General features: G+C 56.3%; 29 protein-coding genes. 22 read left to right on the top strand and 7 right to left on the bottom strand.

The window, feature by feature from the left end:
* The first annotated feature begins 130 nt into the window (after positions 1–130).
* The 6 genes from urtA to zinT are packed head-to-tail and all read left to right on the top strand — an operon-like array spanning position 131 to position 6,268.
* Positions 131–1,402 carry an urea ABC transporter substrate-binding protein gene (gene urtA, locus ACOTWU_RS12380; RefSeq protein WP_126498533.1) on the top strand — a complete coding sequence of 424 codons (1,272 nt, stop codon included), beginning with the start codon at positions 131–133 and terminating at the stop codon, positions 1,400–1,402.
* Positions 1,403–1,424: 22 nt separating this feature from the next.
* Positions 1,425–2,999, top strand: a complete 1,575-nt coding sequence (gene urtB, locus ACOTWU_RS12375) for an urea ABC transporter permease subunit UrtB (protein ID WP_015570543.1) — start codon at positions 1,425–1,427, stop codon at positions 2,997–2,999.
* Positions 2,999–4,072: an urea ABC transporter permease subunit UrtC gene (urtC, locus tag ACOTWU_RS12370; protein WP_015570542.1), complete on the top strand. Its 1,074-nt coding sequence runs from the start codon at positions 2,999–3,001 to the stop codon at positions 4,070–4,072. The genes urtB and urtC overlap by 1 nt, the downstream gene beginning before the upstream one ends.
* Positions 4,072–4,869, top strand: coding sequence for an urea ABC transporter ATP-binding protein UrtD (urtD, locus tag ACOTWU_RS12365; RefSeq protein ID WP_058689375.1), 798 nt, complete (start codon positions 4,072–4,074; stop codon positions 4,867–4,869). The genes urtC and urtD overlap by 1 nt, the downstream gene beginning before the upstream one ends.
* Before the next feature lie 9 nt (positions 4,870–4,878).
* Positions 4,879–5,577 carry an urea ABC transporter ATP-binding subunit UrtE gene (gene urtE / locus ACOTWU_RS12360; protein ID WP_032103021.1) on the top strand — a complete coding sequence of 233 codons (699 nt, stop codon included), beginning with the start codon at positions 4,879–4,881 and terminating at the stop codon, positions 5,575–5,577.
* Between the two features lie 52 nt (positions 5,578–5,629).
* Positions 5,630–6,268 (top strand): metal-binding protein ZinT, encoded by a 639-nt coding sequence (zinT, locus tag ACOTWU_RS12355; protein WP_017693437.1) that lies wholly within the window; start codon positions 5,630–5,632, stop codon positions 6,266–6,268.
* A 46-nt stretch (positions 6,269–6,314) separates the two neighbouring features.
* Here the strand turns inward: zinT and ydeE are convergent, their stop codons facing one another.
* Positions 6,315–7,532, bottom strand: coding sequence for an efflux MFS transporter YdeE (gene ydeE, locus ACOTWU_RS12350; protein ID WP_017383985.1), 1,218 nt, complete (start codon positions 7,530–7,532; stop codon positions 6,315–6,317).
* 193 nt (positions 7,533–7,725) lie between these two features.
* On the opposite strand from ydeE, the gene eamA reads away from it, so the two are divergent.
* On the top strand, positions 7,726–8,625 hold the full coding sequence (gene eamA, locus ACOTWU_RS12345) for an O-acetylserine/cysteine exporter (RefSeq protein ID WP_058700938.1): 900 nt from the start codon (positions 7,726–7,728) through the stop codon (positions 8,623–8,625).
* A gap of 38 nt (positions 8,626–8,663) precedes the next feature.
* On the opposite strand, the gene marB is transcribed toward eamA, so the two are convergent.
* The 3 genes from marB to marR are packed head-to-tail and all read right to left on the bottom strand — an operon-like array spanning position 8,664 to position 9,747.
* On the bottom strand, positions 8,664–8,879 hold the full coding sequence (marB, locus tag ACOTWU_RS12340) for a multiple antibiotic resistance protein MarB (RefSeq protein ID WP_015570538.1): 216 nt from the start codon (positions 8,877–8,879) through the stop codon (positions 8,664–8,666).
* Between the two features lie 32 nt (positions 8,880–8,911).
* Entirely contained in the window at positions 8,912–9,292 is a 381-nt protein-coding gene (marA, locus tag ACOTWU_RS12335) for an MDR efflux pump AcrAB transcriptional activator MarA (RefSeq protein WP_001303241.1), read from the bottom strand.
* 20 nt (positions 9,293–9,312) lie between these two features.
* Positions 9,313–9,747, bottom strand: coding sequence for a multiple antibiotic resistance transcriptional regulator MarR (marR, locus tag ACOTWU_RS12330; RefSeq protein ID WP_017383983.1), 435 nt, complete (start codon positions 9,745–9,747; stop codon positions 9,313–9,315).
* A 255-nt stretch (positions 9,748–10,002) separates the two neighbouring features.
* Here marR and ACOTWU_RS12325 point away from each other — a divergent pair, with 255 nt between their 5' ends.
* The gene (locus ACOTWU_RS12325; protein WP_017693435.1) at positions 10,003–10,668 is read left to right on the top strand and encodes a MarC family NAAT transporter; all 666 of its coding nucleotides are present in this window, start codon (positions 10,003–10,005) and stop codon (positions 10,666–10,668) included.
* A gap of 237 nt (positions 10,669–10,905) precedes the next feature.
* Here the strand turns inward: ACOTWU_RS12325 and ACOTWU_RS12320 are convergent, their stop codons facing one another.
* Positions 10,906–12,102, bottom strand: coding sequence for a sugar transporter (locus ACOTWU_RS12320; protein WP_023296611.1), 1,197 nt, complete (start codon positions 12,100–12,102; stop codon positions 10,906–10,908).
* A gap of 176 nt (positions 12,103–12,278) precedes the next feature.
* On the opposite strand from ACOTWU_RS12320, the gene ACOTWU_RS12315 reads away from it, so the two are divergent.
* The 3 genes from ACOTWU_RS12315 to ACOTWU_RS12305 all read left to right on the top strand — a co-directional run bounded on the left by ACOTWU_RS12315 (position 12,279) and on the right by ACOTWU_RS12305 (position 14,447).
* Positions 12,279–13,067, top strand: a complete 789-nt coding sequence (locus ACOTWU_RS12315; protein ID WP_045349595.1) for a PhzF family phenazine biosynthesis protein — start codon at positions 12,279–12,281, stop codon at positions 13,065–13,067.
* 22 nt (positions 13,068–13,089) lie between these two features.
* Entirely contained in the window at positions 13,090–13,902 is an 813-nt protein-coding gene (locus tag ACOTWU_RS12310) for a PhzF family phenazine biosynthesis protein (protein WP_047741288.1), read from the top strand.
* Between the two features lie 62 nt (positions 13,903–13,964).
* Positions 13,965–14,447, top strand: coding sequence for a GNAT family N-acetyltransferase (locus ACOTWU_RS12305; protein WP_047741328.1), 483 nt, complete (start codon positions 13,965–13,967; stop codon positions 14,445–14,447).
* Here the strand turns inward: ACOTWU_RS12305 and ptrR are convergent.
* The gene (ptrR, locus tag ACOTWU_RS12300; protein ID WP_047741287.1) at positions 14,401–15,279 is read right to left on the bottom strand and encodes a putrescine utilization regulator PtrR; all 879 of its coding nucleotides are present in this window, start codon (positions 15,277–15,279) and stop codon (positions 14,401–14,403) included. The two genes, ACOTWU_RS12305 and ptrR, sit on opposite strands and share 47 nt — an antisense overlap.
* Before the next feature lie 99 nt (positions 15,280–15,378).
* On the opposite strand from ptrR, the gene sad reads away from it, so the two are divergent.
* From sad to ACOTWU_RS12260, 8 genes are all read left to right on the top strand, one after another.
* On the top strand, positions 15,379–16,761 hold the full coding sequence (gene sad, locus ACOTWU_RS12295; RefSeq protein WP_126498536.1) for a succinate-semialdehyde dehydrogenase: 1,383 nt from the start codon (positions 15,379–15,381) through the stop codon (positions 16,759–16,761).
* A 127-nt stretch (positions 16,762–16,888) separates the two neighbouring features.
* Positions 16,889–18,478, top strand: a complete 1,590-nt coding sequence (locus ACOTWU_RS12290; RefSeq protein WP_126498537.1) for a methyl-accepting chemotaxis protein — start codon at positions 16,889–16,891, stop codon at positions 18,476–18,478.
* Positions 18,479–18,540: 62 nt separating this feature from the next.
* Positions 18,541–19,467 carry a glutaminase B gene (glsB, locus tag ACOTWU_RS12285; protein ID WP_003857165.1) on the top strand — a complete coding sequence of 309 codons (927 nt, stop codon included), beginning with the start codon at positions 18,541–18,543 and terminating at the stop codon, positions 19,465–19,467.
* Positions 19,467–19,829 (top strand): DUF4186 domain-containing protein, encoded by a 363-nt coding sequence (locus ACOTWU_RS12280; protein ID WP_003857163.1) that lies wholly within the window; start codon positions 19,467–19,469, stop codon positions 19,827–19,829. Before glsB ends, ACOTWU_RS12280 begins: the two co-directional genes overlap by 1 nt.
* A gap of 58 nt (positions 19,830–19,887) precedes the next feature.
* The gene (locus ACOTWU_RS12275; RefSeq protein WP_040117642.1) at positions 19,888–20,853 is read left to right on the top strand and encodes a sensor domain-containing diguanylate cyclase; all 966 of its coding nucleotides are present in this window, start codon (positions 19,888–19,890) and stop codon (positions 20,851–20,853) included.
* A gap of 82 nt (positions 20,854–20,935) precedes the next feature.
* The gene (locus ACOTWU_RS12270; RefSeq protein ID WP_032619668.1) at positions 20,936–21,463 is read left to right on the top strand and encodes a GNAT family N-acetyltransferase; all 528 of its coding nucleotides are present in this window, start codon (positions 20,936–20,938) and stop codon (positions 21,461–21,463) included.
* Positions 21,464–21,580: 117 nt separating this feature from the next.
* A complete protein-coding gene (locus ACOTWU_RS12265) occupies positions 21,581–23,032 on the top strand; it encodes a tagaturonate reductase (RefSeq protein ID WP_047741284.1) in 1,452 nt (483 codons plus the stop codon).
* A gap of 201 nt (positions 23,033–23,233) precedes the next feature.
* Positions 23,234–24,148 (top strand): bestrophin family protein, encoded by a 915-nt coding sequence (locus ACOTWU_RS12260; protein ID WP_003857155.1) that lies wholly within the window; start codon positions 23,234–23,236, stop codon positions 24,146–24,148.
* Here the strand turns inward: ACOTWU_RS12260 and ACOTWU_RS12255 are convergent.
* Positions 24,136–24,684 (bottom strand): GNAT family N-acetyltransferase, encoded by a 549-nt coding sequence (locus ACOTWU_RS12255; RefSeq protein ID WP_022651192.1) that lies wholly within the window; start codon positions 24,682–24,684, stop codon positions 24,136–24,138. The two genes, ACOTWU_RS12260 and ACOTWU_RS12255, sit on opposite strands and share 13 nt — an antisense overlap.
* 136 nt (positions 24,685–24,820) lie before the next feature.
* Between ACOTWU_RS12255 and ACOTWU_RS12250 the strand changes: the two genes are divergently transcribed.
* From ACOTWU_RS12250 to ACOTWU_RS12240, 3 genes are read left to right on the top strand one after another with little or no spacing between them, the layout of a single operon-like run.
* Entirely contained in the window at positions 24,821–25,783 is a 963-nt protein-coding gene (locus ACOTWU_RS12250) for a hypothetical protein (protein ID WP_033487945.1), read from the top strand.
* Complete coding sequence (locus tag ACOTWU_RS12245) at positions 25,783–26,391, top strand: hypothetical protein (RefSeq protein WP_047741283.1); 609 nt, start codon at positions 25,783–25,785, stop codon at positions 26,389–26,391. Before ACOTWU_RS12250 ends, ACOTWU_RS12245 begins: the two co-directional genes overlap by 1 nt.
* Positions 26,388–26,828 (top strand): GNAT family N-acetyltransferase, encoded by a 441-nt coding sequence (locus ACOTWU_RS12240; RefSeq protein WP_126498538.1) that lies wholly within the window; start codon positions 26,388–26,390, stop codon positions 26,826–26,828. The genes ACOTWU_RS12245 and ACOTWU_RS12240 overlap by 4 nt, the downstream gene beginning before the upstream one ends.
* Positions 26,829–26,879: the final 51 nt, after the last annotated feature.

Below are 26,879 nucleotides of genomic sequence, written 5' to 3'. Positions count from 1 at the left end.
CTTCGAACCCGTTTAAATCCTGCCTCTGCAACCTGGCACCCTTTTTGCTCTCCTGAAACTGACGTTACTTTTTCTGCGTCCGGGCGGTAACGGACGTCTTCGCACAGCTTTCTTTTTCAGGAGTGAAAATATGCACCGTCGTACCTTTATAAAAGCGTTCGCCTTGTCCGCCTCCGTGGTCGCCATGGGGGTCAGTTTTGGCGTCCAGGCCGCAGAGACCATTAAAGTCGGGATCATGCACTCACTCTCCGGCACGATGGCCATTTCAGAAACGCCCCTGAAAGATGTCGCCCTGATGACCATCGACGAAATCAACGCCAAAGGCGGCGTGCTCGGGAAAAAGCTGGAGCCGGTGGTGGTTGACCCGGCATCCAACTGGCCGCTGTTTGCCGAAAAGGCCCGCCAGCTTCTGAGCCAGGATAAGGTCGCCGTGGTGTTTGGCTGCTGGACCTCCGTATCGCGTAAATCAGTTCTGCCGGTTTTTGAAGAGCTGAACGGTTTGCTGTTCTATCCGGTGCAGTATGAAGGTGAAGAGATGTCACCTAACGTCTTCTATACCGGCGCGGCGCCAAACCAGCAGGCGATCCCGGCGGTGGAGTACCTGATGAGCGAGGACGGCGGCAGCGCGAAACGCTTCTTCCTGCTGGGAACGGACTACGTTTACCCGCGCACCACGAACAAGATCCTCCGCGCCTTCCTGCACTCGAAAGGCGTGGAAGATAAAGATATTGAAGAGGTCTACACCCCGTTTGGTCATAGCGATTACCAGACCATCGTCGCCAGTATCAAGAAATTCTCCGCGGGCGGTAAAACGGCGGTGGTCTCAACCATCAACGGTGATTCCAACGTGCCTTTCTATAAAGAGCTGGCGAACCAGGGGCTGAAAGCCACGGACGTGCCGGTGGTGGCGTTCTCGGTGGGCGAGGAGGAACTGCGCGGCATTGATACCAAACCGCTGGTGGGTAACCTGGCGGCGTGGAACTACTTTGAATCCGTCGATAACCCGACCAACCAGACCTTTGTCGCGGCCTACAAAGCCTACGCGAAAGCCCATAAGCTGCCGAATGCCGATACCGTCGTCACCAACGATCCGATGGAAGCGACCTATGTCGGCCTGCATATGTGGGCGCAGGCGGTTGAAAAAACGGGGACAACCGACGTGGACAAAGTGCGCGCGGCAATGGCGGGCCAGTCGTTCAACGCGCCGTCCGGCTTTACGCTGACCATGGATGCCACCAACCACCACCTGCATAAGCCCGTCATGATTGGTGAAATCGAAGGCAACGGCCAGTTCAATGTCGTCTGGCAAACCGAACAGCCGGTACGCGCTCAGCCGTGGAGCCCGTTTATCGCCGGGAATGACAAAAAACCTGACCAGCCGATGAAAACCGCCAGCAACTAAGCCACCACCAGGGAGAGACGTCATGAACGCCATGCGCATAATTATTGCGATTGTGTGGCTTACCGGACTGCTGCCAGGGATGGTGCAGGCATCGGATGCCGATGATTTCGTTGCCGCTAGCCGCAGCCAGCAGACCGCTATGCTGACCCGCTGGGCAGCCACGCCGGAACCTGCACGTTTGCCGCTGCTTAAAGCGCTGCAACAGGAGAACCTCTACACCGACAGCCAGAAGAAGGCTTTTACCCGCATCGACGGCGAAATGGTTGCCCTGGGCGCGGCAAAGAGCGCCGAAGGAACGACCAAAGCCGTGCGGCTGACCAACCGGCTGCGCGTGTTAACCGTCACGGCGCTGGCGACGCATCAGCTTGTCAGTGACAGTGTCACCGAAAGGCGTCATGCCGCGCGGCAACTTCAGCGTGACGCCCAGCCGGATATGCTCGGGTTTCTGCAACAGCGGGCTAACCGCGAAACGGATGACGTCACCCGACAGTCGCTGAGGCTGGCGCTGGCAAATCTTCAGCTGGCGAGTCCGCAGGCGGAAACGCGCCTCAACGCGGTTGAACTGTTGGGACAGTCTGACGATCCGGACGTTCAGGCCACGCTGACTCCGTTCACCCGGGCGCAAACCGAGCCGGACGCACGGGTACGTGCCGCCGCCGCTGAGAGCCTGGACCGTATTCAGCACCGGCTGATGTGGGGCGAACTGCTGGGGCAGGCCTTCATGGGCTTGTCGTTGGGATCGGTACTCTTGCTGGCCGCGCTCGGGCTGGCTATCACCTATGGTCTGCTGGGGGTGATTAACATGGCCCACGGCGAAATGCTGATGCTCGGGGCGTATGCCACCTGGATGGTGCAGCAGGTTATGGCGCAGTGGATGCCTCAGTGGCTGGCGCTTTATCCGGTGGTGGCGCTGCCGGTGGCATTTTGCCTGACGGCAGGTATCGGGATGGTGCTGGAGCGCACGGTGATCCGCCATCTGTATGGCCGCCCGCTGGAAACCCTGCTCGCCACCTGGGGGATCAGCCTGATGCTTATCCAGCTGGTGCGCATGACCTTTGGCGCCCAGAACCTTGAGGTCGCAAACCCGGCCTGGCTGTCCGGCGGGGTGCAGGTTTTCGCCAACCTGACGCTGCCGTGGAACCGTATTGTGGTGCTCGGGTTTGTGCTGATGGTGCTGTTCTTCACCTGGCTCATTCTGAATAAAACGCGTCTGGGGCTGAACGTGCGGGCGGTGACGCAAAACCGCAGCATGGCGGCCTGCTGCGGCGTCCCCACCGGACGGGTAGATATGCTGGCGTTTGGCCTCGGGTCCGGCATTGCCGGGCTGGGCGGCGTGGCATTGTCCCAACTGGGGAACGTGGGACCGGAGCTGGGCCAGGGATACATCATTGATTCGTTCCTGGTGGTGGTGCTCGGCGGCGTCGGCCAGCTGGCCGGTAGCGTCGCGGCGGCCTTTGGTCTGGGGATCTTCAATAAAATTCTTGAACCGCAGATGGGCGCCGTGCTGGGCAAAATCCTGATTCTGGTGGCGATCATTCTGTTTATTCAGAAACGTCCGCAGGGGTTATTCGCACTTAAAGGGAGGGTGACAGACTGATGAGCCAGCCATTGACCTTAACACTGGCGCGCAGGGCACCGCGCTCCACGCAAATCTTCGGCAGTCTGCTGGTTGCGGCGCTGCTGGTGCTGCCTTTTCTCGCGCTGTTGCCCGCAACGCATCCGCTGGCCGTTTCTACGTGGATGTTGACGCTCATCGGCAAGATCCTCTGCTACGCAGTTGTCGCCGTGGCCCTCGATCTGGTCTGGGGCTATGCCGGTATGCTCTCACTGGGGCACGGCATATTCTTCGCTCTGGGCGGCTATGCGATGGGCATGTACCTGATGCGCCAGGCGGCCGGGGACGGGCTGCCCGCGTTTATGTCGTTTCTCTCGTGGAGCGAGCTGCCCTGGTTCTGGTGGGGAACGCAGCATTTTGCATGGGCTCTGGTGTTAATTGTGACGATCCCCGGCCTGCTGGCGCTGGTCTTCGGCTGGTTTGCTTTTCGCTCGAAGATCAAAGGGGTCTATTTCTCCATCATGACCCAGGCGCTGACCTACGCGGGCATGCTGCTGTTCTTTCGCAACGAAACCGGCTTTGGCGGCAATAACGGCTTTACCGGCTTTACCACGCTGCTCGGGTTTTCCGTCACGGCGACCACCACGCGGATCGCGCTGTTTCTCGCAACGGTCGTGCTGCTGCTTCTGGCCCTGGGCACAGGCTACGCGCTGGCGAAAAGTAAATTTGGCCGCATTTTAACGGCGGTGCGCGATGCGGAAAACCGTCTCACGTTCTGCGGCTACGATCCGCGCGGTTTCAAGCTGCTGGTCTGGACGCTTTCCGCCGTGCTGTGTGGCCTGGCGGGAGCGCTGTACGTTCCGCAGGTGGGCATTATCAACCCGGGTGAAATGTCGCCGACCAACTCGATTGAAGCGGCCATCTGGGTAGCGCTGGGTGGACGCGGCACTCTGGTGGGCCCGGTGATTGGCGCGGCGCTGGTCAACGGTGCGAAGAGCTTTTTCACCGTGGCGATGCCGGAGTACTGGCAGCTGTTTCTGGGGCTGATTTTCATCGCCGTGACGCTGTTTTTACCGCGCGGCGTGTTCGGTCTGTTTCGTAAGGGAGAGAATTAATGCAGCCCTCTGAAGGACTCTTTACCCGCCAGCTACCGGGCGACCGTTACCGCGAGCAGACCGATCCGGTGTTGCAGCTCGAGGCCATTAACGTCAGTTTCGACGGTTTTCAGGCGTTGACCGATCTCTCGCTGAACATCGGCGTCGGAGAATTGCGCTGCATCATTGGCCCTAATGGCGCCGGTAAAACCACGCTGATGGACGTGATTACCGGCAAAACCCGGCCAAAAAGCGGGAAAGCTATTTACGATCAGTCCATCGATCTGACTGCCCTGGAACCGGCGGCCATCGCCCGTCAGGGCATTGGCCGTAAGTTCCAGAAGCCGACCGTGTTTGAAGCGCTGACCGTAGGGGAAAACCTCGAAATCGCCATGAAAGCCGACAGGGCCGTCTGGGCGAGCCTGCGGGCCACGCTCAGCGGCGAGCAGCGCGACCGCATTGATGAGATGCTGGTTTTGCTGCGGCTTGGCAGCGAGCGCGATCGCCGTGCCGGGCTGCTTTCCCACGGACAGAAGCAGTTTCTGGAGATCGGCATGCTGCTGGTGCAGGACCCGCACCTGTTACTGCTGGACGAACCCGCTGCCGGTATGACTGACGCAGAGACGGAATACACTGCCGAGCTGTTCCGCACCCTGGCAGGCAAGCATTCGCTGATGGTGGTTGAGCACGATATGGGCTTCGTCGAGACCATCGCCGACCACGTCACGGTGCTGCATCAGGGGCGGGTACTGGCGGAAGGTTCGCTTCGCGAGGTACAGGCCAATGAACAGGTAATTGACGTCTATCTGGGACGTTAAGGAGAGGTGATGTTACAGGTTAGCGAACTGAATCAGTACTACGGCGGAAGTCATATTCTGCGCGGGGTGAGCTTTGAGGCGGTCGTCGGGGAAGTTACCTGCCTGCTGGGGCGCAACGGGGTGGGCAAAACCACGCTGCTGAGGTGCCTGATGGGGCTGATCCCGGTGAAAGGCGGGGAGGTGGTCTGGCAGGGAAAGAGCATCACTCACAGTAAACCGCACCAGCGGGTGCAGTCCGGCGTGGCCTATGTTCCGCAGGGGCGGGAGATTTTTCCGCGTCTGACCGTAGAAGAAAACCTGCTGATGGGGCTGTCACGCTTCTCCGCGGGAAACGCAAGGAGCGTACCGGAGGAGATTTGGCAGCTTTTCCCGGTGCTGAAGGAGATGAAGCACCGACGCGGAGGCGATCTTTCCGGTGGTCAGCAGCAGCAGCTGGCGATAGGTCGCGCGCTGGCGAGCCGTCCACGGTTACTGATTCTGGATGAACCCACGGAAGGTATTCAGCCGTCGGTGATTAAAGAGATTGGGCAGGTGATCCGCAGCCTGGCGAACCGGGGGGATATGGCCATCCTGCTGGTGGAGCAGTTTTATGATTTTGCGGCAGAGCTGGCCGACAGCTATCTGGTGATGTCGCGCGGCAGCATCGTCCAGCAGGGGCGCGGGGAGAACATGGAGCAGGAGGGCGTTCGCGGGCTGGTTGCGATCTGAAATGTTATAATATAACATCCTCATTCTTATAAAACGGAATGAGGATTTTGCTGTGGCTGCACAACTTGCAAAAATTGCGCTGACTCTGGGAACGCTGCTGGTAAGCGGCTCGCTTTTTGCCCATTCGCACGGTCATCAGATGACAGAGGCGGAACAGAAGGCGGCAAACGGCGTCTTTGAGGATAAAGACGTCAGGGACAGGAAGCTGTCTGACTGGGACGGGACCTGGCAGTCCGTTTATCCGTTCCTGCTTGATGGTTCGCTGGATCCGGTTTTCGAAAAGAAAGCGCAGAAGGGAGAAAAATCCGCTGCCGAGGTGAAGGCCTACTACCGTAAGGGGTACGCGACGGACGTGGACGCCATCGGCATTGAAAACAACGTGATGGAATTCCACCGAGGCAAAACGGTGAGCAGCTGCCGCTACGACTACAGCGGCTACAAAATTCTGACCTATGCGTCGGGGAAAAAAGGCGTGCGCTACCTGTTTGAATGCAAGGATAACGCGAGCCAGGCGCCTAAGTTTGTGCAGTTCAGCGACCATATCATCGGGCCGAAAGCCTCTTCACACTTCCATATCTTTATGGGCAACACCTCCCACGAGGCGCTGCTGAAAGAGATGGATAACTGGCCGACCTACTACCCGAATGAGATGTACAAAGAGCAGGTGGTGGAGGAGATGTTGCACCACTAGGGTGTTGGTTTTGCCGGGTGACGGCTTCGCCTTACCCGGCTTACGATTAGGGTTTTGTCGGTCGGGTAAGCGCAGCGCCACCCGACACGCTATCTTCACTTTTCACGCGCATCCCGCGCAATATCATCAGCCAGGCCGCAATGATGGCGGCCATCATAATGATAAATAATGACCAGTGCGGTAGATGGGTCAGGATGAGCCCGGTGATCATCGGGTTCGCCGCCGCGCCGAGCCAGCCTAGCGCCTGGGCGGAGAAATAGCTCGCCTTCATGCCCGGCGGGGCGATATTGTCGATCAGCATGTATTCACCCGGTGCATAAATAATTTCACCCAGGGTGAAAATCGCCGCCGCGATCCCCCAGTAAATCAGGTTCTCGCCGGAAAGCATAAACCCGCCCAGCCCGAGGATGAAAAAAAGCGTCGCGGCGGTCATTAACGGACGAATATTGCTGGCGGTGATCTTACGTCCAAGCGCGTATTGCAGGGTGACGACCACCGCCGCGTTGACGGGCAGCACAACGGCCACCACCTTTTCTGCGAAGTCACTGTCCGCATGTGCGGCGAGGACATACTGGGAAATGCAGGTGGCGAACGATCCACCCACATACGACGCCAGCAGGCCGGAGAGCGTGTACCAGAACAGCGCCCGGTCTTTCAGCAGCACCGAGGGCTGCCACGGCATTTTCTCCTCAGGGCTGTCTGAGGCTATGCTTTTCTGCACAAAGAAATGGATAAACCCGAGCGGCAGTGCGGCACAGAAGGCGGCCAGCCAGAACGGCAGTTGCAGGCTGTACATCACCAGCAGGGTGCCGATCGGCGGCCCGATCGTCCAGCCAATGTTCAGGAAACTGTAGTTGAGTGAGAAAACGCGCGCCTTTTCGCTGGAGGTCAGCACGTCGGCAAACCATGCTTTCAGCACCGTTGAGAAGACGGAATAGGCGCAGTTAATCAGGGCAAAGAACAGCACCACCAGCGTCACGTTATTCACCAGCGGAATCGCCACAAACCCGGCGATAAAGGCCACGATGGCGATCAGCATATAGCGTTTTTTGTCGAACTTATCCGCCAGGATGCCAAACCCCAGGCTAAACACCACGCCGATGGTCAACGCCACGGTAAGGGCATAGCCAATATTCTCCACGCTCATATCGTACACGCGTGTGAGATATATGGTCATAAAGGGCAGCGTTGCCCCGCGGCCAATTGTTAATAACAATGACGATGCCAGCAGCGCTGCGGTTGAGCGCCTGATTGATGGTTTCATTTTCCTGCCCGACAAATGCTTATGCTTTTTTTGTTGTGTTATTACAGGATTATCATGGGATCGGCAGCTTGTATAGCACCCAATTTATCCGCAGGTGCTTCTCTCCAGTACCAGAATTAATGATCTTCTCGCGGGGCTATTTTTTCTGTTACCTTGAAGTGTTTACAAAATTTTAATAATTCAGGGGCGGAAAATGACGCGGAAAGACGGGCTGTTAGCGTTGCTGGTTGTCGTGGTGTGGGGACTCAATTTTGTGGTCATCAAAATGGGGTTGCACAACATGCCTCCACTGATGCTGGCGGGGCTGCGCTTCCTGCTGGTGGCCTTCCCGGCGCTGCTGTTCGTTGCCCGCCCGAAAATTCCCCTTAAGCTGCTGCTGGGCTACGGCCTTACCATCAGCTTTGGTCAGTTTGCGTTTCTTTTTTGCGCCATCAAATTCGGTATGCCTGCGGGCCTGGCTTCGCTGGTGCTTCAGGTGCAGGCGTTCTTTACCATCATTCTCGGCGCATTTGTCTTCGGCGAACGCTTGCAGGGCAAGCAGCTGGCGGGCATTAGCCTTGCGGTCTTTGGCGTGCTGGTGCTGATTGAAGGCAGCCTCAACGGTCAGCATGTCGCGCTGCTGGGCTTTATGCTCACCCTGGCGGCGGGGCTGAGCTGGGCGTGCGGCAATATCTTTAACAAACTGATAATGCAGCACGAGACGCGTCCGCCGGTCTTATCGCTGGTGGTCTGGAGCGCATTGATCCCAATCGTGCCGTTTATGGCCGCGTCGTTTATTCTGGATGGTCCGCAGGCGATGTTGAAAAGCCTGGTGGAGATCGACCTGACGACGATTTTGTCGCTGATCTACCTGGCGTTAGTCGCCTCAATCATTGGCTATGGTATCTGGGGATCGCTGCTCGGACGCTATGAAACCTGGCGTGTGGCGCCATTATCGCTGCTGGTACCGGTGGTCGGGCTTGCCAGCGCCGCACTGTTGCTGGATGAAACGCTCAGCGTGCTGCAACTGTGTGGCGCAGGGCTGATTATGGCCGGGCTGTATATCAACGTCTTTGGCTTGCGGGTGCGTCGGGCAACGCGGGTGCGGGGTTAAGGCAGAAAAAAGCCCCGCATTAGCGGGGCAAAAACGAATTACAGGTCGTGGTTGTAATACGGCACGCCTAATTCGTCGGATTTGTCGCTGCCAGCGCCCATGTGATTGAAGTCCCAGGGCGACTGGTTTTGCGTGGACGGCATAATCATGGTGTCACGATTATTTTGCTGCCCCGCATTGGGGGTTTGCTCCGCGAAGCTCTGGCCGGAAACCAGCACCAGCAAGGTGAGGGCGGCGGAGGCGATAAATTTCATGATTTCCTCGGTTACGTCTTAACAGGCGATGATTAACTGCAATGTTTTAGCGGATACAGATAACGGGATTCACCCGGCATACTGGTAATACGGTACTTATGAGGCGGCACGTCAAAGTAGTTCTTGAACGTACGCGTCAGGGTCTGTTGCGATTCAAATCCGTAGCGTTCCGCCAGATAGAGGATCGGCTCATTGCTTTCTTTCAGTTTTTGGGCAATCTCCGTCAGCTTGCGGCTGCGAATATATTGTCCTAATGAATGGCCGGTCTCTTTTTTAAACATCCGTTGCAGGTGCCATTTTGAGTAACCTGAACGCTCAGACACTTTCTCAAGAGAGAGTGGAGATTCCAGGTTATCTTCGATCCAGTCCAAAATGCTATGAATGGTGATAGCGTCAGTATTGCGTCTGGACATCGTCATACCTCTTTTTCTGTTTACGGCAGGATTTTCTTGAGTAAGAGCTCAAGCGTTGCCACTTCATCTGCCGATAAGTTTTTTGTCAGTTCCTGGTGCAGTGTTTGTCCTACTAATTGATGACATTGCTCACACATGGCCGCGCCATCGCTGGTCAGTTTCACCAGTACGCCACGTTTGTCATTCGGGTTAGGGCTTCGTTCTATCCATCCTTTACAGACGAGACGATCCAGCATGCGGGTTAACGCACCCAGATCGACAGAGAGCACCTTTTTCAGCTCAACCGGCGTGATACACACTTCGCAGCGAATGGAACACAGCACTTTGAACTGTGTTGCGGTGATATCCAGCGGTGACAGATAGTCATTGAGCAGGCGATCTTTTTTCTGGTTAACCATATGAATAAGACGACCCAGTGGGATTATGTCGTTAAAGAGGTCACTGGTGCTTTTCACAATGGTTGCCCTGGCAAGTAGTTTAGTCACGGCAGATATTATTGCTCAGGCAAGTATAAGTCAACTGAATGAATCGGCCGATGCCACGAAATGCTAAAACGCTTCAGGAACTTATTCTGTACGCTTTTAAATCATACAGATAATCTGGGGTTATGAATTACGCGAGACAATTATGGTTACGCTGTCGGATGGCTCCGGACGAGGATTTGCCCCTATAATTGCGATGTTGAATAAGGATAAGGACTGCGGTGCATTATGTTGGATTTGATTAAAGCAGTGGGGCTTGGACTGGTGGTGTTGCTGCCGCTGGCGAACCCGTTAACGACGGTGGCGCTTTTTCTGGGGCTGGCGGGGAACATGAACAGCGCAGAGCGCAATCAGCAGTCGATGATGGCCTCTGTCTATGTCTTTGCCATAATGATGGTGGCTTATTACGCCGGGCAACTGGTGATGAATACCTTTGGTATTTCGATTCCCGGTCTGCGTATTGCTGGCGGGCTGATTGTGGCCTTTATTGGTTTCCGGATGCTGTTCCCGGCGCATAAAGCGCACGAATCCCCGGAAGCCAAAAGCAAATCGGAGGAGCTTGAAAGCGAACCGAGCGCCAACATCGCGTTTGTGCCGTTAGCCATGCCGAGTACGGCGGGGCCGGGGACGATTGCGATGATCATCAGTTCCGCCTCAACGGTGCGTGATGGGACGACATTCCCGCACTGGGTTATCACCGTTGCGCCGCCGATCATTTTTGCGCTTATCGCTATTATCGTCTGGGGGTCATTGCGCAGCTCCGGGGCGATTATGCGCTGGGTGGGTAAGGGGGGGATTGAAGCTATCTCCCGACTGATGGGTTTTCTGCTGGTCTGTATGGGCGTGCAGTTTATTATTAACGGCGTGCTGGAGATTGTTAAGACGTATCATTGAGAACGTTGCCGGGTGGCGGCTTCGCCTTACCCGGCCTACTCGCAATGGATATAATTCTTATGAATATAAAGCGATGCGTCTTGTGCAACCACTCCTCTGGCAACGAGAATCGGTATCTATGATTGTCAGACCAAAATGACAGATGAAAGATTCCGTTATCTTGGCGGTGATGAAGAACACGGATATTAATGCTTCTTAGGCCGGGTAAGGCGAAGCCGCCACCCGGCATAACAAACGTCAACCGTGGCTGGACTGTTCTTCCATCGCGACCGGCCATTTACGGAAGATAAGCACCGACCAGATCAGCGCGATCAGCGCCGGAATCGCCCCGAGATAACCAATGGCCGACATCGATACATGCAGGCTGATCTGATTTCCCACCAGCGCACCGGCGCCAATCCCCAGATTAAAAATCCCGGAGAAGAGCGACATCGCTACGTCCGTGGCGTCCGGGGCCAGCGCCAGCACTTTGACCTGCATTCCCAGACCAATAATCATGATTGCCACGCCCCAGAACAGACTGAGGATCGCCAGATGACTCTCGCTGCCTGCCGCAGGCATCAGTAACAGCAGGCATGCCAGCAGCAGACCAATCGCACTGCTTACCAGCGCAGACGCGTGCTTATTGCCCAGCTTCCCGAACAGGATGCTGCCGATAATCCCCGCGCCGCCCAGGATCAGCAGCAGAACGGTGGCAAAGTTAGCGCTAAAGCCCGCCACAACCTGAACAAACGGCTCAATATAGCTGTAGGCCGTGTAATGGGCGGTCACCACAATCACGGTCAGCAGATAGATGCTCATCAGCGCCGGTCGACGCATCAGCAGCGGCAGACTTTTCAGCGAGCCGGAGTGTTCGCTGGGCAGTTTTGGCAGCAGTTTGATCAGACACACCAGGGTGATCAGCGCCCCCATGCCGATGGCAAAGAAGGTGGTTCGCCAGCCGAAGTATTGTCCCACAATGCGCCCGATCGGCAGGCCTAACACCATCGCCAGCGCCGTTCCGGTGGCAATCAGGCTCAGCGCCTGGGCGCGTTTTCCCGCCGGAGCCAGACGAATGGCGAGGGACGCGGTGATCGACCAGAAAACGGCATGGGCAAACGCGATGCCGACGCGGCTGATGACCAGCACGGTAAAGTTCCATGCCATAAATGACAGCACATGGCTGGCAATGAACACCACAAACAGCCCAATAAGCAGCTTACGACGTTCCATCTGGCTGGTCAGCAGCATAAACGGCAGCGACATCAGCGCCACCACCCATGCATAGATGGTCAGCATAATGCCAACCTGTGCCGTTTCCATATGGAAGCTGGCGGCGATGTCGGACAACAGCCCAACCGGAACAAATTCCGTGGTGTTGAAAATAAACGCGGCGATGGCGAGCGTGACCACGCGTAGCCACGCGACTCTGCGGGAAACCGTGTGTGTTGTCATAGGGATATCTGGGATTCGTTGCCTGAAAGATGAGGAGACGATCTTAAAGCCTTAAACGGCGAAAACTCAACCGTTATGTGATGTGAATCACAAAATTTACCTTCATGCAGCGGTAGCGAACGGGGTTGTTTTCATTGAAGATAAAGAACAACACAACAAAAACAGGCGGTAACACGATGCAGGAGATTGATTTTTATCTGGTAGATGCGTTCAGCGCGTCCTCCTTTGGCGGCAACCCGGCGGCGGTGTGCCCGCTCGACGCGTGGCTGCCGGATGAGACGTTACTGCGGATGGCACAACAGCATAACCAGTCAGAAACCGCGTTTTTTGTGTGTACCAAAGGGGGGATCGAGTTGCGCTGGTTCACCACGCTCACCGAGGTTAATCTCTGTGGTCACGCGACGCTTGCCGCGGCGTATGTACTGTTTCACGAACTGGATTATCCGGACTCACGCCTTCATTTTGACACCGCCTCTGGTCGCCTGACCGTCAGTCGTGAAGGTGACTGGATGACGCTGGACTTCCCGGCCTGCCCGACGCAGGCACAGACGCCGCCACCGGAGATGCTCACCGCACTCGGTATCAGCCACTACGTCGAGGCGCGAAAAGGCCGCGCCTGGGTGCTGGTACTGGAAAGCCGCGAGCAGGTTGAAGCCCTTAATCCGGATTTCTCCGCCATGACGCCGGGCGAGCATAAAGTGGCCGTCACTGCCCGGGACGAGAGGGAATACGACTTTGTCAGCCGTTTCTTCTCGCCAGGCGTGGCCGTGCCGGAAGATCCTGTCACCGGCTCCGCGCACACCATGCTGATCCCGTACTGGAGTGAACGGCTTGGCAAAACACAGATGTTTGCCCGCCAGGTTTCTGCCCGTGGTGGCGACGTACGCTGCGAACTCAAGGGCGACCGCGTGCGGATGGGCGGGCAGGCGGCACTGTATCTGAAGGGCACAGTATTTCTGCGCTGAACAAATCTAAGAGGAACCAACGATGCAGGAAATTGATTTTTATCTGGTAGATGCCTTCAGCGACAGGGCGTTCGGCGGCAATGCGGCGGCGGTGTGTCCGCTGGAAGCGTGGCTGCCGGATGAGACGCTGCTGAAGATGGCGAAGCAGCATAATCAGTCAGAGACGGCGTTCTTTGTCCGAACGGATAACGGGTTTGAACTGCGCTGGTTTACCACGCAGGATGAAATTAACCTCTGCGGCCACGCAACCCTCGCGGCTTCTCACGTTATTTTCGAATACCTGGATTATCCGCATACTGAAATCACCTTCACCACGCGCTTTGTCGGCGAACTGACGGTACAACGCAGCGGCGACTGGCTGACGCTTAATTTCCCGGCGTGGTCAACCGAGGTGGTCGATACTCCACCCGCGGTGCTGTTCAGCGCGCTGGGCATTAACGCGGCAAAAGAGGTGCGTGTGGGGCGTGATTACCTGGTAGTGCTCGACAGCCAGCGGCAGGTGGAGGCGCTGACGCCGGATATCGCGGCCATGCTCCCGCTGGGGAAAATGGTCTGCGTTACGGCGCCGGGGGATGAGTATGATTTCGTCAGCCGCTTCTTCTGCCCGGGGGAAGGGGTGCCGGAGGATCCGGTGACGGGATCAGCTCACAGCATGCTGATCCCGTACTGGAGCGAAAAGCTCGGAAAAACGCAGATGTCGGCCCGCCAGGTCTCCTTGCGCGGCGGGGATCTGCGCTGCGAGCTGAAAGGCGACCGCGTGCTGATTGGCGGGCAGGCCACACTGTATATGAAGGGGAAAATCTTCCTTCGACTCCAGGATTACGGTCATCATTAAAAACTATGACGCCGGAATACAGGGCGGGCGGTATGTTGAACGAAAACGACAAGGAGCCTGCCATGTATTCTATTACCGCTGAATCCGCCCATCATCCAGATATTCTCGCCCTGATTACGGCGCTGGACCGTTATCAAAGCGTTCTCTATCCCGCGGAAAGTAATCATCTGCTGGATTTAACCGAACTACCGGACGACTCGCTGATCCTGATGATTATTCGTGACACTCAGCTTAACGCCGTCGGGTGTGGCGCTGTCGTTTTGAACGGGGACGGGACCGGGGAAATGAAACGGGTCTATATTGACCCAACCCATCGCGGGCAACGGCTGGGTGATAAATTACTGGCGGCGCTGGAAGATGAAGCCCTCAGCCGCTGCTGCCACACCGTCCGGCTGGAGACGGGGATCAAACAACACGCCGCCATTCGTCTGTATCAACAGTGTGGATACGAACGGCGCGCCGCGTTTGCCCCCTACAACGAGGATCCGCTGAGCCTGTTTATGGAGAAGACGCTGGTGGCTGACGTTCGTTTAGCAGCCCTATAAACGCCTCAAGCTGGCGAGTCATCGCCCCGCGTCGCCACACCAGCCAGGTGGTGAGCCAGCGCCAGTTTTCCGCCAGCGGCCACGCCGCCACCTGATGATGCCCCGGCATGCTCTCCAGCATGGAGCGGGGCATCAGCGCAATGCCTGCCCCGGCAATCACACAGGCGAGCATCCCGTGATAGGACTCCATCTCATGGATCCTTCCCGGCGTGACGCGGTCGGCATGGAACCAGCTCTCCAGATGACGCCGGTAAGAACAGTTGGCGCGAAAGGCATACACGTCGCTGCCGCTCACCTGCGTGGCTTTTGATACTTCCGCGTGACCCGCAGGGGTGACCAGCATCATCTCTTCCCGGTAAACCGGCATCCCTTCCAGTTCCGGGTGCGAGAGCGGCCCGTCGACAAAGGCGGCGCTGAGCGTCCCCTCAAGCACGCCGTCAATCATCGTACCGGAAGGTCCGGTGGACAACGCAAACTGAATGCGCGGATAGCGCTGGTTAAACCGCGCCAGACTTTCCGGAATGCGTACGGCGGCGGTACTTTCCAGCGCGCCGAGCGAGAATAATCCCTGCGGTTCATCCCCGGCGACGACCATTCGCGCTTCGTCAACCAGCGCCAGGATCTGCTTGCTGTAGCGCAAAAAATTGTGCCCGGCGGGGGAAAGCCGCAGGCGCTGATTCTCGCGAATAAACAGTTCAACGCCGAGATCCGCTTCTAGCTGTCGGATGCGGGTGGTGAGGTTTGACGGCACCCGGTGTACCTTCTGCGCCGCCTGGGTAATGCTGCCGGTCAGTGCGACGGCGTTAAACATCTCAAGCTGAGTTAAGTCCATACCATTCTCGATTCGTGAATAAGGTGGTGAGTATTATTCATTTTTAAGAAATAGCAGAGTAGGCCACAATCAATCAACTGTTATTACGTGGAGAACATCATGACCTATTCATCTGCTACCCATGCCCACTCTGTCAACCCGGCTACCGGCGAAACGCTGGCTGCTTACCCGTGGGCAACGTCCCATGACGTTGAGCGTGCCATTGCGCAGGCGGATACCGGTTTTCGTCAGTGGCGACGCGAAAGCGTGGCGCACCGGGCGCAAAAACTTCGCGATCTGGGTGCGGCGCTGCGTAGTCGTGCGGAAGAGATGGCGCAGACTATCTCCCGGGAGATGGGCAAGCCCATTATGCAGGCGCGTGCGGAGGTGGCTAAGTCCGCCAGCCTTTGCGACTGGTACGCTGAACACGGCCCGGCGATGCTGCACCCGGAATCTACCCAGGTCGAAAATGCGGTGATTGAGTACCGCCCGCTTGGCCCCGTTCTGGCGGTGATGCCGTGGAACTTCCCGCTCTGGCAGGTGCTGCGCGGTGCGGTGCCGATCCTGCTGGCAGGGAACAGCTATCTGCTTAAACATGCGCCTAATGTGCTCGGCTCGGCGGAGCTGATCGGGAAGGTGTTCGCGGATGCCGGTTTCCCGGAGGGGGTCTTTGGCTGGGTGAACGCGACGAATGACGGCGTCAGCCAGGCGATTAACGATCGTCGTATCGCGGCGGTGACCGTAACCGGCAGCGTTCGGGCTGGTGCGGCGATTGGCGCGCAGGCGGGCGCGGCGCTGAAGAAATGCGTGCTGGAGCTGGGCGGCTCCGATCCGTTTATCGTTCTGAACGATGCCGATCTGGATCTGGCCGTCAACGCGGCGGTGGCCGGACGTTATCAGAATACCGGGCAGGTTTGTGCGGCGGCAAAACGCTTTATTGTGGAAGCGGGCGTGGCGGACGCCTTTACCCAACGCTTTGTTGACGCGGTCAAGGCGCTGAAGATGGGCGCACCGGATGAGGAAGATAACTATATTGGCCCGATGGCGCGATTTGATCTTCGCGATGAACTGCATCAGCAGGTGCAGGCTACGCTGACGGAAGGGGCGACCCTGCTGCTGGGCGGAGAGAAGATGTCCGGGACCGGTAACTATTATGCCCCAACCGTACTCGGCGGCGTCACCCCACAGATGACGGCCTTTCGTCAGGAGCTGTTTGGTCCGGTGGCGGCAATTACCATCGCGAACGATGCGGCGCACGCATTGCAGCTGGCTAACGACAGCGATTTTGGCTTATCGGCGACGGTCTTTACCGAGAACGATGCGCTGGCTGAAACCTTTGCGCGCGAGCTGGAGTGCGGCGGGATCTTTATCAACGGCTACAGCGCCAGCGATGCGCGCGTCGCGTTTGGCGGGGTGAAGAAGAGCGGCTTCGGGCGAGAGCTTTCTCATTTCGGTCTGCATGAGTTCTGTAATGTGCAGACTGTGTGGAAGGATCGCGTCTAGTCTTGTTGCCGGGTAAGGCCAGGCCGCTACCCGGCAGTTCACGTTTCCTGTCATTTTTGCGTAATGGTTCTGTCATTTTCGTTTCGTAGACTCGCTCGCGTCTAACGTATTGTTACAGAAGAAAATTATGAACCTAACGCAAATTTTTAGTCGTCTTGCGCCGCGCTTTATCCCTCGTCAGTTTGGCCTGCTGACCGGCATCTTTTGTATTATTGGCCTTTTCTCCGCCCTGCAACTCTCTTCCTCCTTCCTGCTGACCGCCTCCCTGAATGAAGCCCAGCGTAACGAACAGCGCAATCAGCTGGCCTGGCAGCAGCAGAGCAGGCTGGATCAGGCCCGTATTTTTCTGCTGGCGGCCAGCGATCTGCTCAACCGCTCCGGCGTGTACTTTATGCAGGACAAGGAGACCGGCTCGGAAGGGAGCTGGCATAGCCTGATGGACGAGGCGCAAAAATCCCTGGCGGCGTCACAGCAGGCATGGCAGGCCTGGCTCGCGCTTAATCCGCCGAAAGACGAGGGGTTGGTTAACAGCTATCAGCTGTTTTTCGACGCCATCCGAGAGCAGGCGGAGGGGCTGGTGAAAACCAACAGCATCGACCTCTTTTTCGCCGTACCCGCCCAGGCGTTTCAGACCGATTTTAATGACAATTTCGCACGCTATCAGCAACGGAGTGAGAAGCAGACGATACAGGGGCGTCAGTCGCTCATGGAACAACTCTCAGGTCTGCAACGGCTGTTCCTGTTTGCGCCGCTGGTGCTACTGGCCATTGCCATAGCCGTCTGGTTCGGAATGGCGAAGTGGGTGATATCCCCGCTACGCCGTCTGATTATCCAGATTAACCAGCTTGCGGCAGGGGATTTGTCAGGCACGCCGCCTGACGTTGTGCGCTTTAACCGTGAGATCAGCCAGCTCAGCGGCAGTATTACCGCCATGCAGCGCGGGCTACAGCAGCTGGTGACCCAGGTCAGCGAGGCCACTACCTCCATGGTTGAAAATATTGGGTCGCTTGCGCAGGGGAATCAGAAGCTTTATCAGCAGTCTACGCGACAAGCCAAAGAGCTGGAGGAGGTGACCGCGCACATCGCCGATCTCGAAACCCACGTTGAGGGGAACACGGGTTATGCAAAACTCGCCCGCTCGCGCGCGGATGAAGCCCGACAGGCTGCCGCTGGCGGGGAGCAAATGATGTCAGCGGTGAATGGCTCGATGCAGACGATCGTCGACCGATCCTCAGAGATGCGCGGGATCGTCGCGATGATCGACAGCGTGGCGTTTCAGACCAACATTCTGGCCCTCAATGCTGCCATTGAAGCCGCCCATGCAGGAGAGCAGGGGCGCGGATTTGCGGTGGTTGCCCGGGAAGTGGGACTGTTGGCCAGAAAAAGCAGTCACTCTACGCAAACCATCCAGGCGCTGATTAACCACTCGCTACAGGGCATTGAAGAAGGTTCTCAGGTGGTAAACCGTCTGGAAGAGAATTTGCAACAGGTCACCGGGCTGGTGGCGAATCTGAGCAGCCTGCTGAATGATATTTCGCTGGCTACCCTGAATCAGGGGGACAGCATTCATCAGATGACCCGTCAGCTTCAGGCGCTGAATCAGGTATCGCGTCGGACAGATATGCTGGTTAGCGAAGCGTCAAATGCCTCTGAGCGCCTGCATCAGCAGTCCGATCTTTTGTTGCAGGCCGTCTCGCGTTTTCGTCTCCCTGCCTGACGTGACGTATCAGCCTCTGTTATACTCGCAGCCCGTTTTAGCCTGAGGGCAAGGAGCAAAGTGTGGCTGCGGTCATCCATAATGAGATGCTGGACGAGATTCTGGCGCAGGTTCGTCCGTTACTGGGGCAGGGTAAGGTTGCCGATTACATTCCCGCGCTGGCTTCGATCAGCGGTAATAAGCTCGGTATCGCCATTTGTACTGTCGACGGTCAGCGTTTTCAGGCGGGAGACGCGCTTGAGCGCTTTTCGATTCAGTCGATCTCAAAAGTGCTTAGCCTCGTTGCCGCCATGCGCCAGTATGACGAGCAGGAGATCTGGCAGCGGGTGGGCAAAGATCCGTCCGGTCAGCCGTTCAACTCTCTTCTCCAGCTGGAAATCGAACAGGGTAAGCCGCGTAACCCGTTTATTAACGCCGGGGCGCTGGTGGTGTGCGATATGCTGCAAAGCCGGCTGAGCGCGCCGCGCCAGCGGATGCTCCAGATTGTGCGGCAGCTTTCCGGCGTGCAGGACATCGCCTACGATCCGGTGGTAGCGCGCTCTGAGTTTGAACACTCTGCACGTAACGCCGCCATCGCCTGGCTGATGAAGTCCTTCGGCAACTTTCATAATGACGTCGCCACGGTGCTGCAAAACTATTTTCATTACTGCGCGCTGAAGATGAACTGCGTCGAACTGGCGCAGACTTTTCTGTTTCTGGCGCATCAAGGCCATGCCCCGCATCTGGGCGAGGACGTTGTCTCCCCGATGCAGGCCCGGCAGATCAACGCCTTAATGGCAACCAGCGGGATGTATCAGAATGCCGGGGAGTTTGCCTGGCGCGTGGGGCTGCCGGCTAAATCCGGCGTTGGCGGTGGGGTCGTGGCGATTGTCCCTCACGAGATGGCGATTGCCGTCTGGAGCCCGGAACTGGACGAGACCGGAAATTCACTGGCGGGCGTGGCGGCGCTGGAACAGCTGACCAAACGCCTTGGACGGTCCGTATACTGATGTCCACGTTAGATCCTCTGTTCGCGCGCCTGGCTCGCTCCACATTCCGTTCACGATTTCATTTAGGGACGAAAGAGCGGCAATACTGCTGGGATAAGGGCGCGGAGACTATCGATAAGCATGCCGCCGATTTTGTCGCCGCGCGGCTGGCGCCTGCACACCCGGTGAATGACGGTAAGCAGACGCCAATGCGCGGCCATCCGGTTTTTATCGCCCAGCATGCCACGGCAACCTGCTGTCGGGGCTGTCTGGCTAAGTGGCACGCTATCCCGCAGGGCGTGCCGCTGAGTGCGCAGCAACAACAGTATATCGTCAACGTAATCCATCATTGGCTGGTCATAGAGGTAAATCGTGCCTCCTGAACTGACAATGTCTCTGTTTAAGCTACGCTTTTACTAATGCTCAGCGTCAGGAGACGTTATGAAGGCACCTCAAATTCCCGTGAATGAAGCGGAGCGCATGAATGCTCTGCGCGAGTCCGGTCTGCTTGAGATCGACAATTACCCCGCGTTTGATCGTCTTACGCGGCTGGCAACACGCTTTTTCAGGGTGCCGCTGGCGATGATTACGCTGGTGGATGACCACGCCGCGATCGTGAAGTCTGCCGACGGCCAGGTACCTGCCACCCAGCCTCGCGATCTCTCGTTTTGTGGTCATACGATCCTGGGTGACGCGCCGCTGGTGGTGAGTGACACGCTGCTGGACGAACGCTTTGCGGATAATCCGCAGGTGGTGGGAGATCCGGGCGTGCGCTTTTATGCCGGTTTCCCGCTGCGTTTACGTGACGGGGCGTGCGTGGGATCGTTGTGTCTCATTGATTACGCACCGCGTGAGTTTACGGCGGCGGATGTCGCCGTACTGGCCGATCTCAGCGCGCTGGCAGAGGATGAATTTGCGGCCGTTAGCGCGGCCACAACCGATGAACTCACGGGGCTGTTTAACCGTCGCGGGTTTAACCAGTTTGCGCAGTTTGCACTGTCGGTTTCGCAGCGTCGGGCAGAACCGTTAACCCTTGGCTGGCTGGATCTGGACCATTTCAAAACCATTAACGATCGCTTCGGGCATCAGGAGGGTGATAAGGCCCTGAAAGCGATGGCCGCCCTGATGCGTTCCTCGTTCCGCGAGGCCGATCTGCTGGTACGTTTCGGGGGCGATGAGTTCGCGGTGCTGTTTGCGGATACCGATGAACCCGGCGCCTGGATCGCTATGCAGTACCTCGTCGAACAAACGGAAAAGTATAATGCGCGTCAGCTGCATCCCTGGTCGTTACAGTTCTCCTGGGGGCTGAGCGAGTTCGATCATCACCGCAATGATATGCAGGCATGGCTAAAACACGCGGATGCGCAAATGTACGCCATGAAGCGGCAACACCACGGCGAAAAATGACATAACGAAATCCTATGTCATCGCTTATTGCGTTACAAAAATGTTAATAGCAAAGTGGAGAGATTCAACCTAAGGACGCGAAATGAACTCTCCCATGCTGATTAAACCTCTCTCCCGGCAGGACATCCTCACCCACATCGATGCCCTCAACGATATCCTGGTCAACTGTGTCAACGGCGGCGCCTCCGTCAGCTTTATACAGCCTTTTTCTGCCGGGAAAGCCCATACCTTCTGGCTCGGCGTCGCAGAGAGCGTCGGGCGCGACGAGCGTACCGTTCTGGGCTGTTTTGATGCGGAGCAGGGGCTGGTTGGCACGGTCCAGCTGATTACCGATCAGCCTGAAAACCAGCCGCACCGCGCAGATGTCGCGAAACTGCTGGTTCATGAGAAGGCGCGCCGTAAAGGGGCGGCAATGGCGCTGATGGAAGCCCTGGAGGCGGTTGCACGTGAAAAAGCGCTTACGGTACTGGTGCTTGATACCTCAACCGGCAGCGGCGCGGAGACGTTTTACCAGAGAGCAGGCTGGCAAAAGGCGGGGGAGATCCCACGCTACGCCCTGATGCCGAACGGGGACATGACGGCGACCTCGGTGTTCTATAAATTTCTGTGATTATTTTTCACCATCGCATCCTGAGTTGATCCAGACAGGGGTTATGGTCCTGAAGTTTTGATAAGTTATCACACCAATCTTATCAGGCTGTATGACTAATCATAAAGGACCTCCATTGTGAACACACTCAACCGTCGTGATTTCCCCGGTGCGCGCTATCCTGAACGTATCATCCAGTTTGGCGAAGGTAACTTCCTGCGCGCGTTCGTTGACTGGCAAATCGACCTCTTAAACGAGCATACCAATCTCAATGCCGGTGTGGTGATTGTGCGGCCGATCCAGAGCGATTTTCCGCCGTCCCTGAGCACCCAGGATGGTCTGTATACCACGATTATTCGCGGTCTGAATGAGCAGGGGGAAGCGGTAAGCGATGCGCGTCTTATTCGTTCCGTGAATCGTGAAATCAGCGTCTACAGCCAGTACGATGAATTTCTGAAGCTCGCCCATAACCCGGACATGCGGTTTGTCTTCTCCAATACCACGGAGGCGGGGATCAGCTATCACGCGGGGGATAAGTTTGACGATGCGCCAGCTGTCAGCTATCCGGCCAAACTGACGCGTCTGCTGTTCGAGCGTTTTACCCACTTTAACGGGGCAGCGGATAAAGGCTGGATTATCATTCCTTGCGAACTCATCGACTACAACGGCGATGCCCTGCGTGAACTGGTGCTGCGCTATGCACAGGAGTGGGCGCTGCCGGCGGCATTCATTGCGTGGCTGAATGATGCTAACACTTTCTGTTCGACGCTGGTTGACCGCATTGTTACCGGCTATCCGCGTGATGAGGTGGCAGAGCTGGAAGCCGGTCTGGGCTATCACGACAGCTTCCTCGACACGGCGGAACATTTCTATCTGTTTGTTATTCAGGGGCCGAAATCACTTGCAGCTGAACTGCGCCTGGATAAATACCCACTCAACGTCCTGATTGTTGACGATATTAAACCGTATAAAGAGCGTAAGGTGGCGATCCTCAACGGCGCGCACACGGCGCTGGTTCCGGTCGCTTTTCAGGCCGGCCTGGATACGGTAGGGGAAGCCATGAACGACGCGGAAATTTGCGCGTTCGTAGAGAAGGCTATTTATGAGGAGATTATTCCGGTCCTTGATCTGCCGCGCGACGAGCTGCACTCCTTCGCCAGTGCCGTAACGGGGCGTTTCCGTAATCCGTACATTAAGCATCAGCTGCTGTCGATTGCCCTGAACGGGATGACCAAGTACCGCACCCGCATTCTGCCGCAACTGCTGGCAGGGCAGAAGGCGACCGGCAAACTGCCAGCACGCCTGACCTTTGCCCTGGCGGCGCTGATTGCGTTCTACCGCGCCGAACGCAACGGTGAGCCTTATCCGGTGCAGGACGATGCGCACTGGCTTGAACGTTACCAGCAGTTGTGGACGCAACATCACGACAAACAGGTCACTACCCGTGAGCTGGTATCGTCGGTGTTAAGCGTGAGCGAGCACTGGGAGCAGGATCTGACTCAGGTGAACGGACTGGTAGAACAGGTTGCGCAGGATCTGGATGCGATTTTAAGCAAAGGCATGCGCGATGCGGTGAAACCGCTCTGCTAATCATGATGCCCGGCGTTTGCCGGGTTTTTTACAGACCCTATTTAGTTACAACATACTATGTGCTCTTTTTTTAAAAAGCACATGCAGCACCGTGCGCGTAAAGCTTTGCAGGTCAGAAAATGCAATGAATTAGTAACAAGCTTGCAACCGTGAGGGGGATCACGTTTAATAGCCGCGCTCTTTACTTATCTGAAGCTGATTATGATTGTTCGACCTCAACAGCACTGGCTGCAACTGATTTTTGTCTGGCATGGTTCGGTACTCCCCAAAATTTATACCCGACTGCTGCTTAACTTCCTGCTTTCCATCGCCGTGATTGTCATGCTGCCGTGGTATACCTCGCTGGGCATTCGGTTTACCGTCGCGCCGTTCAGCATTCTGGGTGTGGCTATCGCCATCTTCCTGGGATTCCGTAATAACGCCTGTTATTCGCGCTACGTTGAGGCACGTCTGCTTTGGGGGCAGTTGATGATAGCGGCGCGCTCGCTGTTTCGCGAGGTAAAAAACACCTTGCCGGATGATAAACATCTTGGAGAGTTTGTCCGCCTGCAAATCGCGTTTGCTAACTGTCTGCGTATGACCCTTCGCAGAGAAACCAATGCCGATCAGCTGTCCCGCTATCTGGCTCCAGACGATTTACGCAAAGTGATGGACGCCAACTCGCCGGCGAACCGTATCCTGCTGATCATGGGGGAGTGGCTGGCCGTACGGCGGCGTAGCGGGCACCTTTCAGACATTCTGTTTCACAGCCTCAACAACCGCCTGAATGATATGTCCATCGTGCTGGCTGGCTGTGAGCGTATCGCCAATACGCCAGTCCCGTTTGCCTATACGCTGATCCTGCACCGGACGGTGTATCTGTTCTGCATCATGCTGCCGTTTGCGCTGGTAGTTGATCTGCATTACATGACGCCCTTTGTCTCTGCGCTGATTTCGTACACTTTTATCTCGCTGGATACGCTGGCAGAAGAGCTGGAAGATCCGTTTGGGACGGAAGATAACGATCTGCCGCTGGACGCCATCTGCAACATGATGGAGCGCGATCTGTTGCAGATGAACGATGAAGAGAACATCCCTGAAAGACTGATGCCGGATAAGCATTATCAGCTGACCTGACGGGCATTCCACTCATCGCGGGTGATTTCCCACAGCTCCGAATCCAGCAGGCCGCTGACATAGGCTTTCTTCTCCGTCCTGATGAGCCGCATGCCGCTGCTGTCTGAAATACGTCGGGAGCGGCTGTTGGCCGCCGCTTTCGGCGCGCGTAACACCGGTTTATTGAGCGTATTGAACCAGTAATCCGTGGCCGCAATACTCGCCTCGCGCATATATCCCTGGCCCTGAAATTCCGGTGCGAGCCAGAAGCCCCGGTTGTTGTCCTCCACGTCATACAGGCAAATCAACCCCATCAGTTCGTCAGGCGCTTCGCGACGGCGAATCGTCCAGAACCACGCAATCCCTTTGGCCATATCGGGTAGTGCAACGTTGTTAACATAATTTTCTGCACCGTTTTCCGGGTAGGGCCAGGGGACTGAAGCCACCATATAGCGGACAATTTCCCAGCGCGGATAGCGTTGCTGGATCTGGACGGCATCTTCTGCAATCAGGGGGCGTAATATCAGGCGCTCGGTGGTAAGCGTGGGTATGGTCATCCGCTGATCTCCATAATTAAGCGTTATGCTTTTGTTTGGGTTCTGGTATTTTCATCTTAATAACATTCTGTTCCGATGTACTGTACTAAAACGATGTTGAGTTAACGTAATCAACCTGCTTGAAAAGGAGAAGGGTATGGTTTTACCTGGGATAAACCTTGATAAAAACTTACCGGGCTACGATTTTGCGAAAATGTCGGGAGTTGGGGCTGCGGATTTCGATTTTAAAGCGCTTGGTGCCGCCATGGACTGTCATCGTGAATTTGCTCACGCGGGTATCATTTACTCTGCCGGCCCCCAACGCTTCCTGGTGCGACCCGGCAAAAGACATCCTCAAGGGCAAAGTGGAATAGTAACGCATGTTATCGTGACCAAAGCCTCCTCGTTTCCGTCTGCTTCCACAGCAGGAAAAGTATTGAGTGATGCAGTTTCATCTACTTCCATGGGAACTGAAATTGCCTCAACCGTTCTGTCATGTGGCGCGATGATCATAACTGGCGGAGTGATGCTCGCTGGAACAGCAGCAACTCCCCTTACCGCAGGCGGGGGAAGCGTACTGGTCGCTATTGGCTACGCCGGAACGGCTGCCACCGGTCTGCAATGTGTGAATGGCCTTTATCGAATTTATGATTTGGTTGAAAATGACGGTGCCAATGTCGCCTGGCTGGATACTCAGGACTGGTATGTCGCGACATCCACTTCCTTAGATGTCATTTCTCTGGCAAGCGCAGGCGGTGCACTTAAAGAGGCTGTTACTACCTGGCGCGCTATGAAATCCGTTTCGTCCTTGAAAGCAACCGAGTGGCTAAAAAGTTATCCTCGTCAGGACCGTGCTCGACTGACTGAATTAATTATTCGCGCTCAAAACCCTGGTATAAGCAATAAAGAAGTCAAAGCGCTTATTCGAGCAGGCTTTTATCCAAAACGATTCCCATCGGGTCCTGTTCAGGTTGAGCTCACCAGGCAATTAAGTCAAGTTGTAACGAGTGCCGCGGCGCTTGCAGGAAGCGCTGTAAGCGGAGTTATTGCCGCTCCGGGGAACATACCTCGCACCAGTAAATACATTATCGGTACTATCCAGTCACTGGCGGTTTTCTGATGAAAATTCTGCACTTGTTAACCGGACACGTTTCTTACGAGCTCCTGCAACACGGAAAACGGATTGAGGACGCTATTGCCCGTCATGACAATGATTTATTAAACCATTCCACACCCGAACTGGAGCGGTATTTTTCACGCCCGCTTAGTGAGCTGCCACGGCAAAATGCTTATCCGGTAGCGATATTATTACCGCTATTTCTGGTGATTTTTGTGTTTAATTTGCTGCCATTTCTCCAGACAATATCCAGTATGCCGCCAACGCTACATGCACTCAGTTTTTTTGTCCCATCGCTAGCGATACTTATCTTCCTGATGCTCGCGAGTGCCTTCCTTGCCCGGGGATACACTTCAGGACTAACAGGGTTTTTAGCGCTTTTCATCATCCTGCTGACATTAACGGTACTGCAATGGCTTCACTATCTGACCATTTCTGACGGCAGTAGCTGGCAGCTGATCATTGCAACGATCGCTTTGGTAATTAGCCGTATGGTGTTAAACAGTCGAGGCTTTGTGCTGTTCACGCTATATTGTCGTTCGAAGCGTCTTGCCACGCTGGCTCGCATCATGCGCCTGAAGAGCAGTAAGGATAATGTGAGGAACACATGACACTCATCGTACGCCCGTTACAGGCAGAAGATTACCCACAGTGGCGACCGCTGTGGGATGGCTATACCCATTTTTATGAGTGCTACCTTGACGAGTCCGTTACCGCGGTCACCTGGGACAGGGCGCTCGCAGATTCATCACCCCTGTTTTGCCGGGTCGTGGAGAAAGACGGCAGCGTCATCGCCTTCGCCATGTGTGTCCTGCATGAAGGGACCTGGTCAACCGCGCCCGTTTGCTATCTGGAAGATCTGTTTGTTGACGCTGCCGAACGTGGCGCAGGGGCGGGTAAAGCGCTTATCGACGCCCTGATCGATGAGGGTAAGCGGGAAGGGTGGTCAAAACTCTACTGGGTAACCCGCATGCACAATCCGGCGCGTAAGCTGTATGACCACTATGGTGAAGCCGACGATTACGTCCGGTACCGAATCACCCCTTAACCGGGTTTGTATCACACTGTATCTGCGTCTGTGATACATACACAGGTATGC

The sequence above is a fragment of the Enterobacter cloacae complex sp. GYL001 genome, from assembly GCF_049237125.1.
In the GTDB taxonomy this organism is placed as follows: Bacteria; Pseudomonadota; Gammaproteobacteria; order Enterobacterales; family Enterobacteriaceae; genus Enterobacter; species Enterobacter hormaechei_C.
The sequence above is the reverse complement of the archived record's forward strand: the minus strand, read 5'-3'. Positions and strand labels throughout refer to the sequence as shown.

What these genes read in the sequence shown, in the direction of transcription:
- marB (WP_015570538.1), bottom strand. Translation starts at nt 8,879, where the DNA reads ATGAAATTTATCGCCTCCGCCGCCCTCACCTTGCTGGTGCTGGTTTCC.
- ACOTWU_RS12240 (WP_126498538.1), top strand. Translation starts at nt 26,388, where the DNA reads ATGACACTCATCGTACGCCCGTTACAGGCAGAAGATTACCCACAGTGG.
- ydeE (WP_017383985.1), bottom strand. Translation starts at nt 7,532, where the DNA reads ATGAAACCATCAATCAGGCGCTCAACCGCAGCGCTGCTGGCATCGTCA.
- ACOTWU_RS12290 (WP_126498537.1), top strand. Translation starts at nt 16,889, where the DNA reads ATGAACCTAACGCAAATTTTTAGTCGTCTTGCGCCGCGCTTTATCCCT.
- ACOTWU_RS12250 (WP_033487945.1), top strand. Translation starts at nt 24,821, where the DNA reads ATGGTTTTACCTGGGATAAACCTTGATAAAAACTTACCGGGCTACGAT.
- ACOTWU_RS12280 (WP_003857163.1), top strand. Translation starts at nt 19,467, where the DNA reads ATGTCCACGTTAGATCCTCTGTTCGCGCGCCTGGCTCGCTCCACATTC.
- ACOTWU_RS12310 (WP_047741288.1), top strand. Translation starts at nt 13,090, where the DNA reads ATGCAGGAAATTGATTTTTATCTGGTAGATGCCTTCAGCGACAGGGCG.
- urtD (WP_058689375.1), top strand. Translation starts at nt 4,072, where the DNA reads ATGCAGCCCTCTGAAGGACTCTTTACCCGCCAGCTACCGGGCGACCGT.
- sad (WP_126498536.1), top strand. Translation starts at nt 15,379, where the DNA reads ATGACCTATTCATCTGCTACCCATGCCCACTCTGTCAACCCGGCTACC.
- ACOTWU_RS12320 (WP_023296611.1), bottom strand. Translation starts at nt 12,102, where the DNA reads ATGACAACACACACGGTTTCCCGCAGAGTCGCGTGGCTACGCGTGGTC.
- ACOTWU_RS12275 (WP_040117642.1), top strand. Translation starts at nt 19,888, where the DNA reads ATGAAGGCACCTCAAATTCCCGTGAATGAAGCGGAGCGCATGAATGCT.
- marA (WP_001303241.1), bottom strand. Translation starts at nt 9,292, where the DNA reads ATGTCCAGACGCAATACTGACGCTATCACCATTCATAGCATTTTGGAC.
- ACOTWU_RS12325 (WP_017693435.1), top strand. Translation starts at nt 10,003, where the DNA reads ATGTTGGATTTGATTAAAGCAGTGGGGCTTGGACTGGTGGTGTTGCTG.
- ACOTWU_RS12260 (WP_003857155.1), top strand. Translation starts at nt 23,234, where the DNA reads ATGATTGTTCGACCTCAACAGCACTGGCTGCAACTGATTTTTGTCTGG.
- ptrR (WP_047741287.1), bottom strand. Translation starts at nt 15,279, where the DNA reads ATGGACTTAACTCAGCTTGAGATGTTTAACGCCGTCGCACTGACCGGC.
- ACOTWU_RS12270 (WP_032619668.1), top strand. Translation starts at nt 20,936, where the DNA reads ATGAACTCTCCCATGCTGATTAAACCTCTCTCCCGGCAGGACATCCTC.
- eamA (WP_058700938.1), top strand. Translation starts at nt 7,726, where the DNA reads ATGACGCGGAAAGACGGGCTGTTAGCGTTGCTGGTTGTCGTGGTGTGG.
- urtB (WP_015570543.1), top strand. Translation starts at nt 1,425, where the DNA reads ATGAACGCCATGCGCATAATTATTGCGATTGTGTGGCTTACCGGACTG.
- urtA (WP_126498533.1), top strand. Translation starts at nt 131, where the DNA reads ATGCACCGTCGTACCTTTATAAAAGCGTTCGCCTTGTCCGCCTCCGTG.
- urtE (WP_032103021.1), top strand. Translation starts at nt 4,879, where the DNA reads ATGTTACAGGTTAGCGAACTGAATCAGTACTACGGCGGAAGTCATATT.
- ACOTWU_RS12255 (WP_022651192.1), bottom strand. Translation starts at nt 24,684, where the DNA reads ATGACCATACCCACGCTTACCACCGAGCGCCTGATATTACGCCCCCTG.
- ACOTWU_RS12245 (WP_047741283.1), top strand. Translation starts at nt 25,783, where the DNA reads ATGAAAATTCTGCACTTGTTAACCGGACACGTTTCTTACGAGCTCCTG.
- ACOTWU_RS12315 (WP_045349595.1), top strand. Translation starts at nt 12,279, where the DNA reads ATGCAGGAGATTGATTTTTATCTGGTAGATGCGTTCAGCGCGTCCTCC.
- urtC (WP_015570542.1), top strand. Translation starts at nt 2,999, where the DNA reads ATGAGCCAGCCATTGACCTTAACACTGGCGCGCAGGGCACCGCGCTCC.
- ACOTWU_RS12305 (WP_047741328.1), top strand. Translation starts at nt 13,965, where the DNA reads ATGTATTCTATTACCGCTGAATCCGCCCATCATCCAGATATTCTCGCC.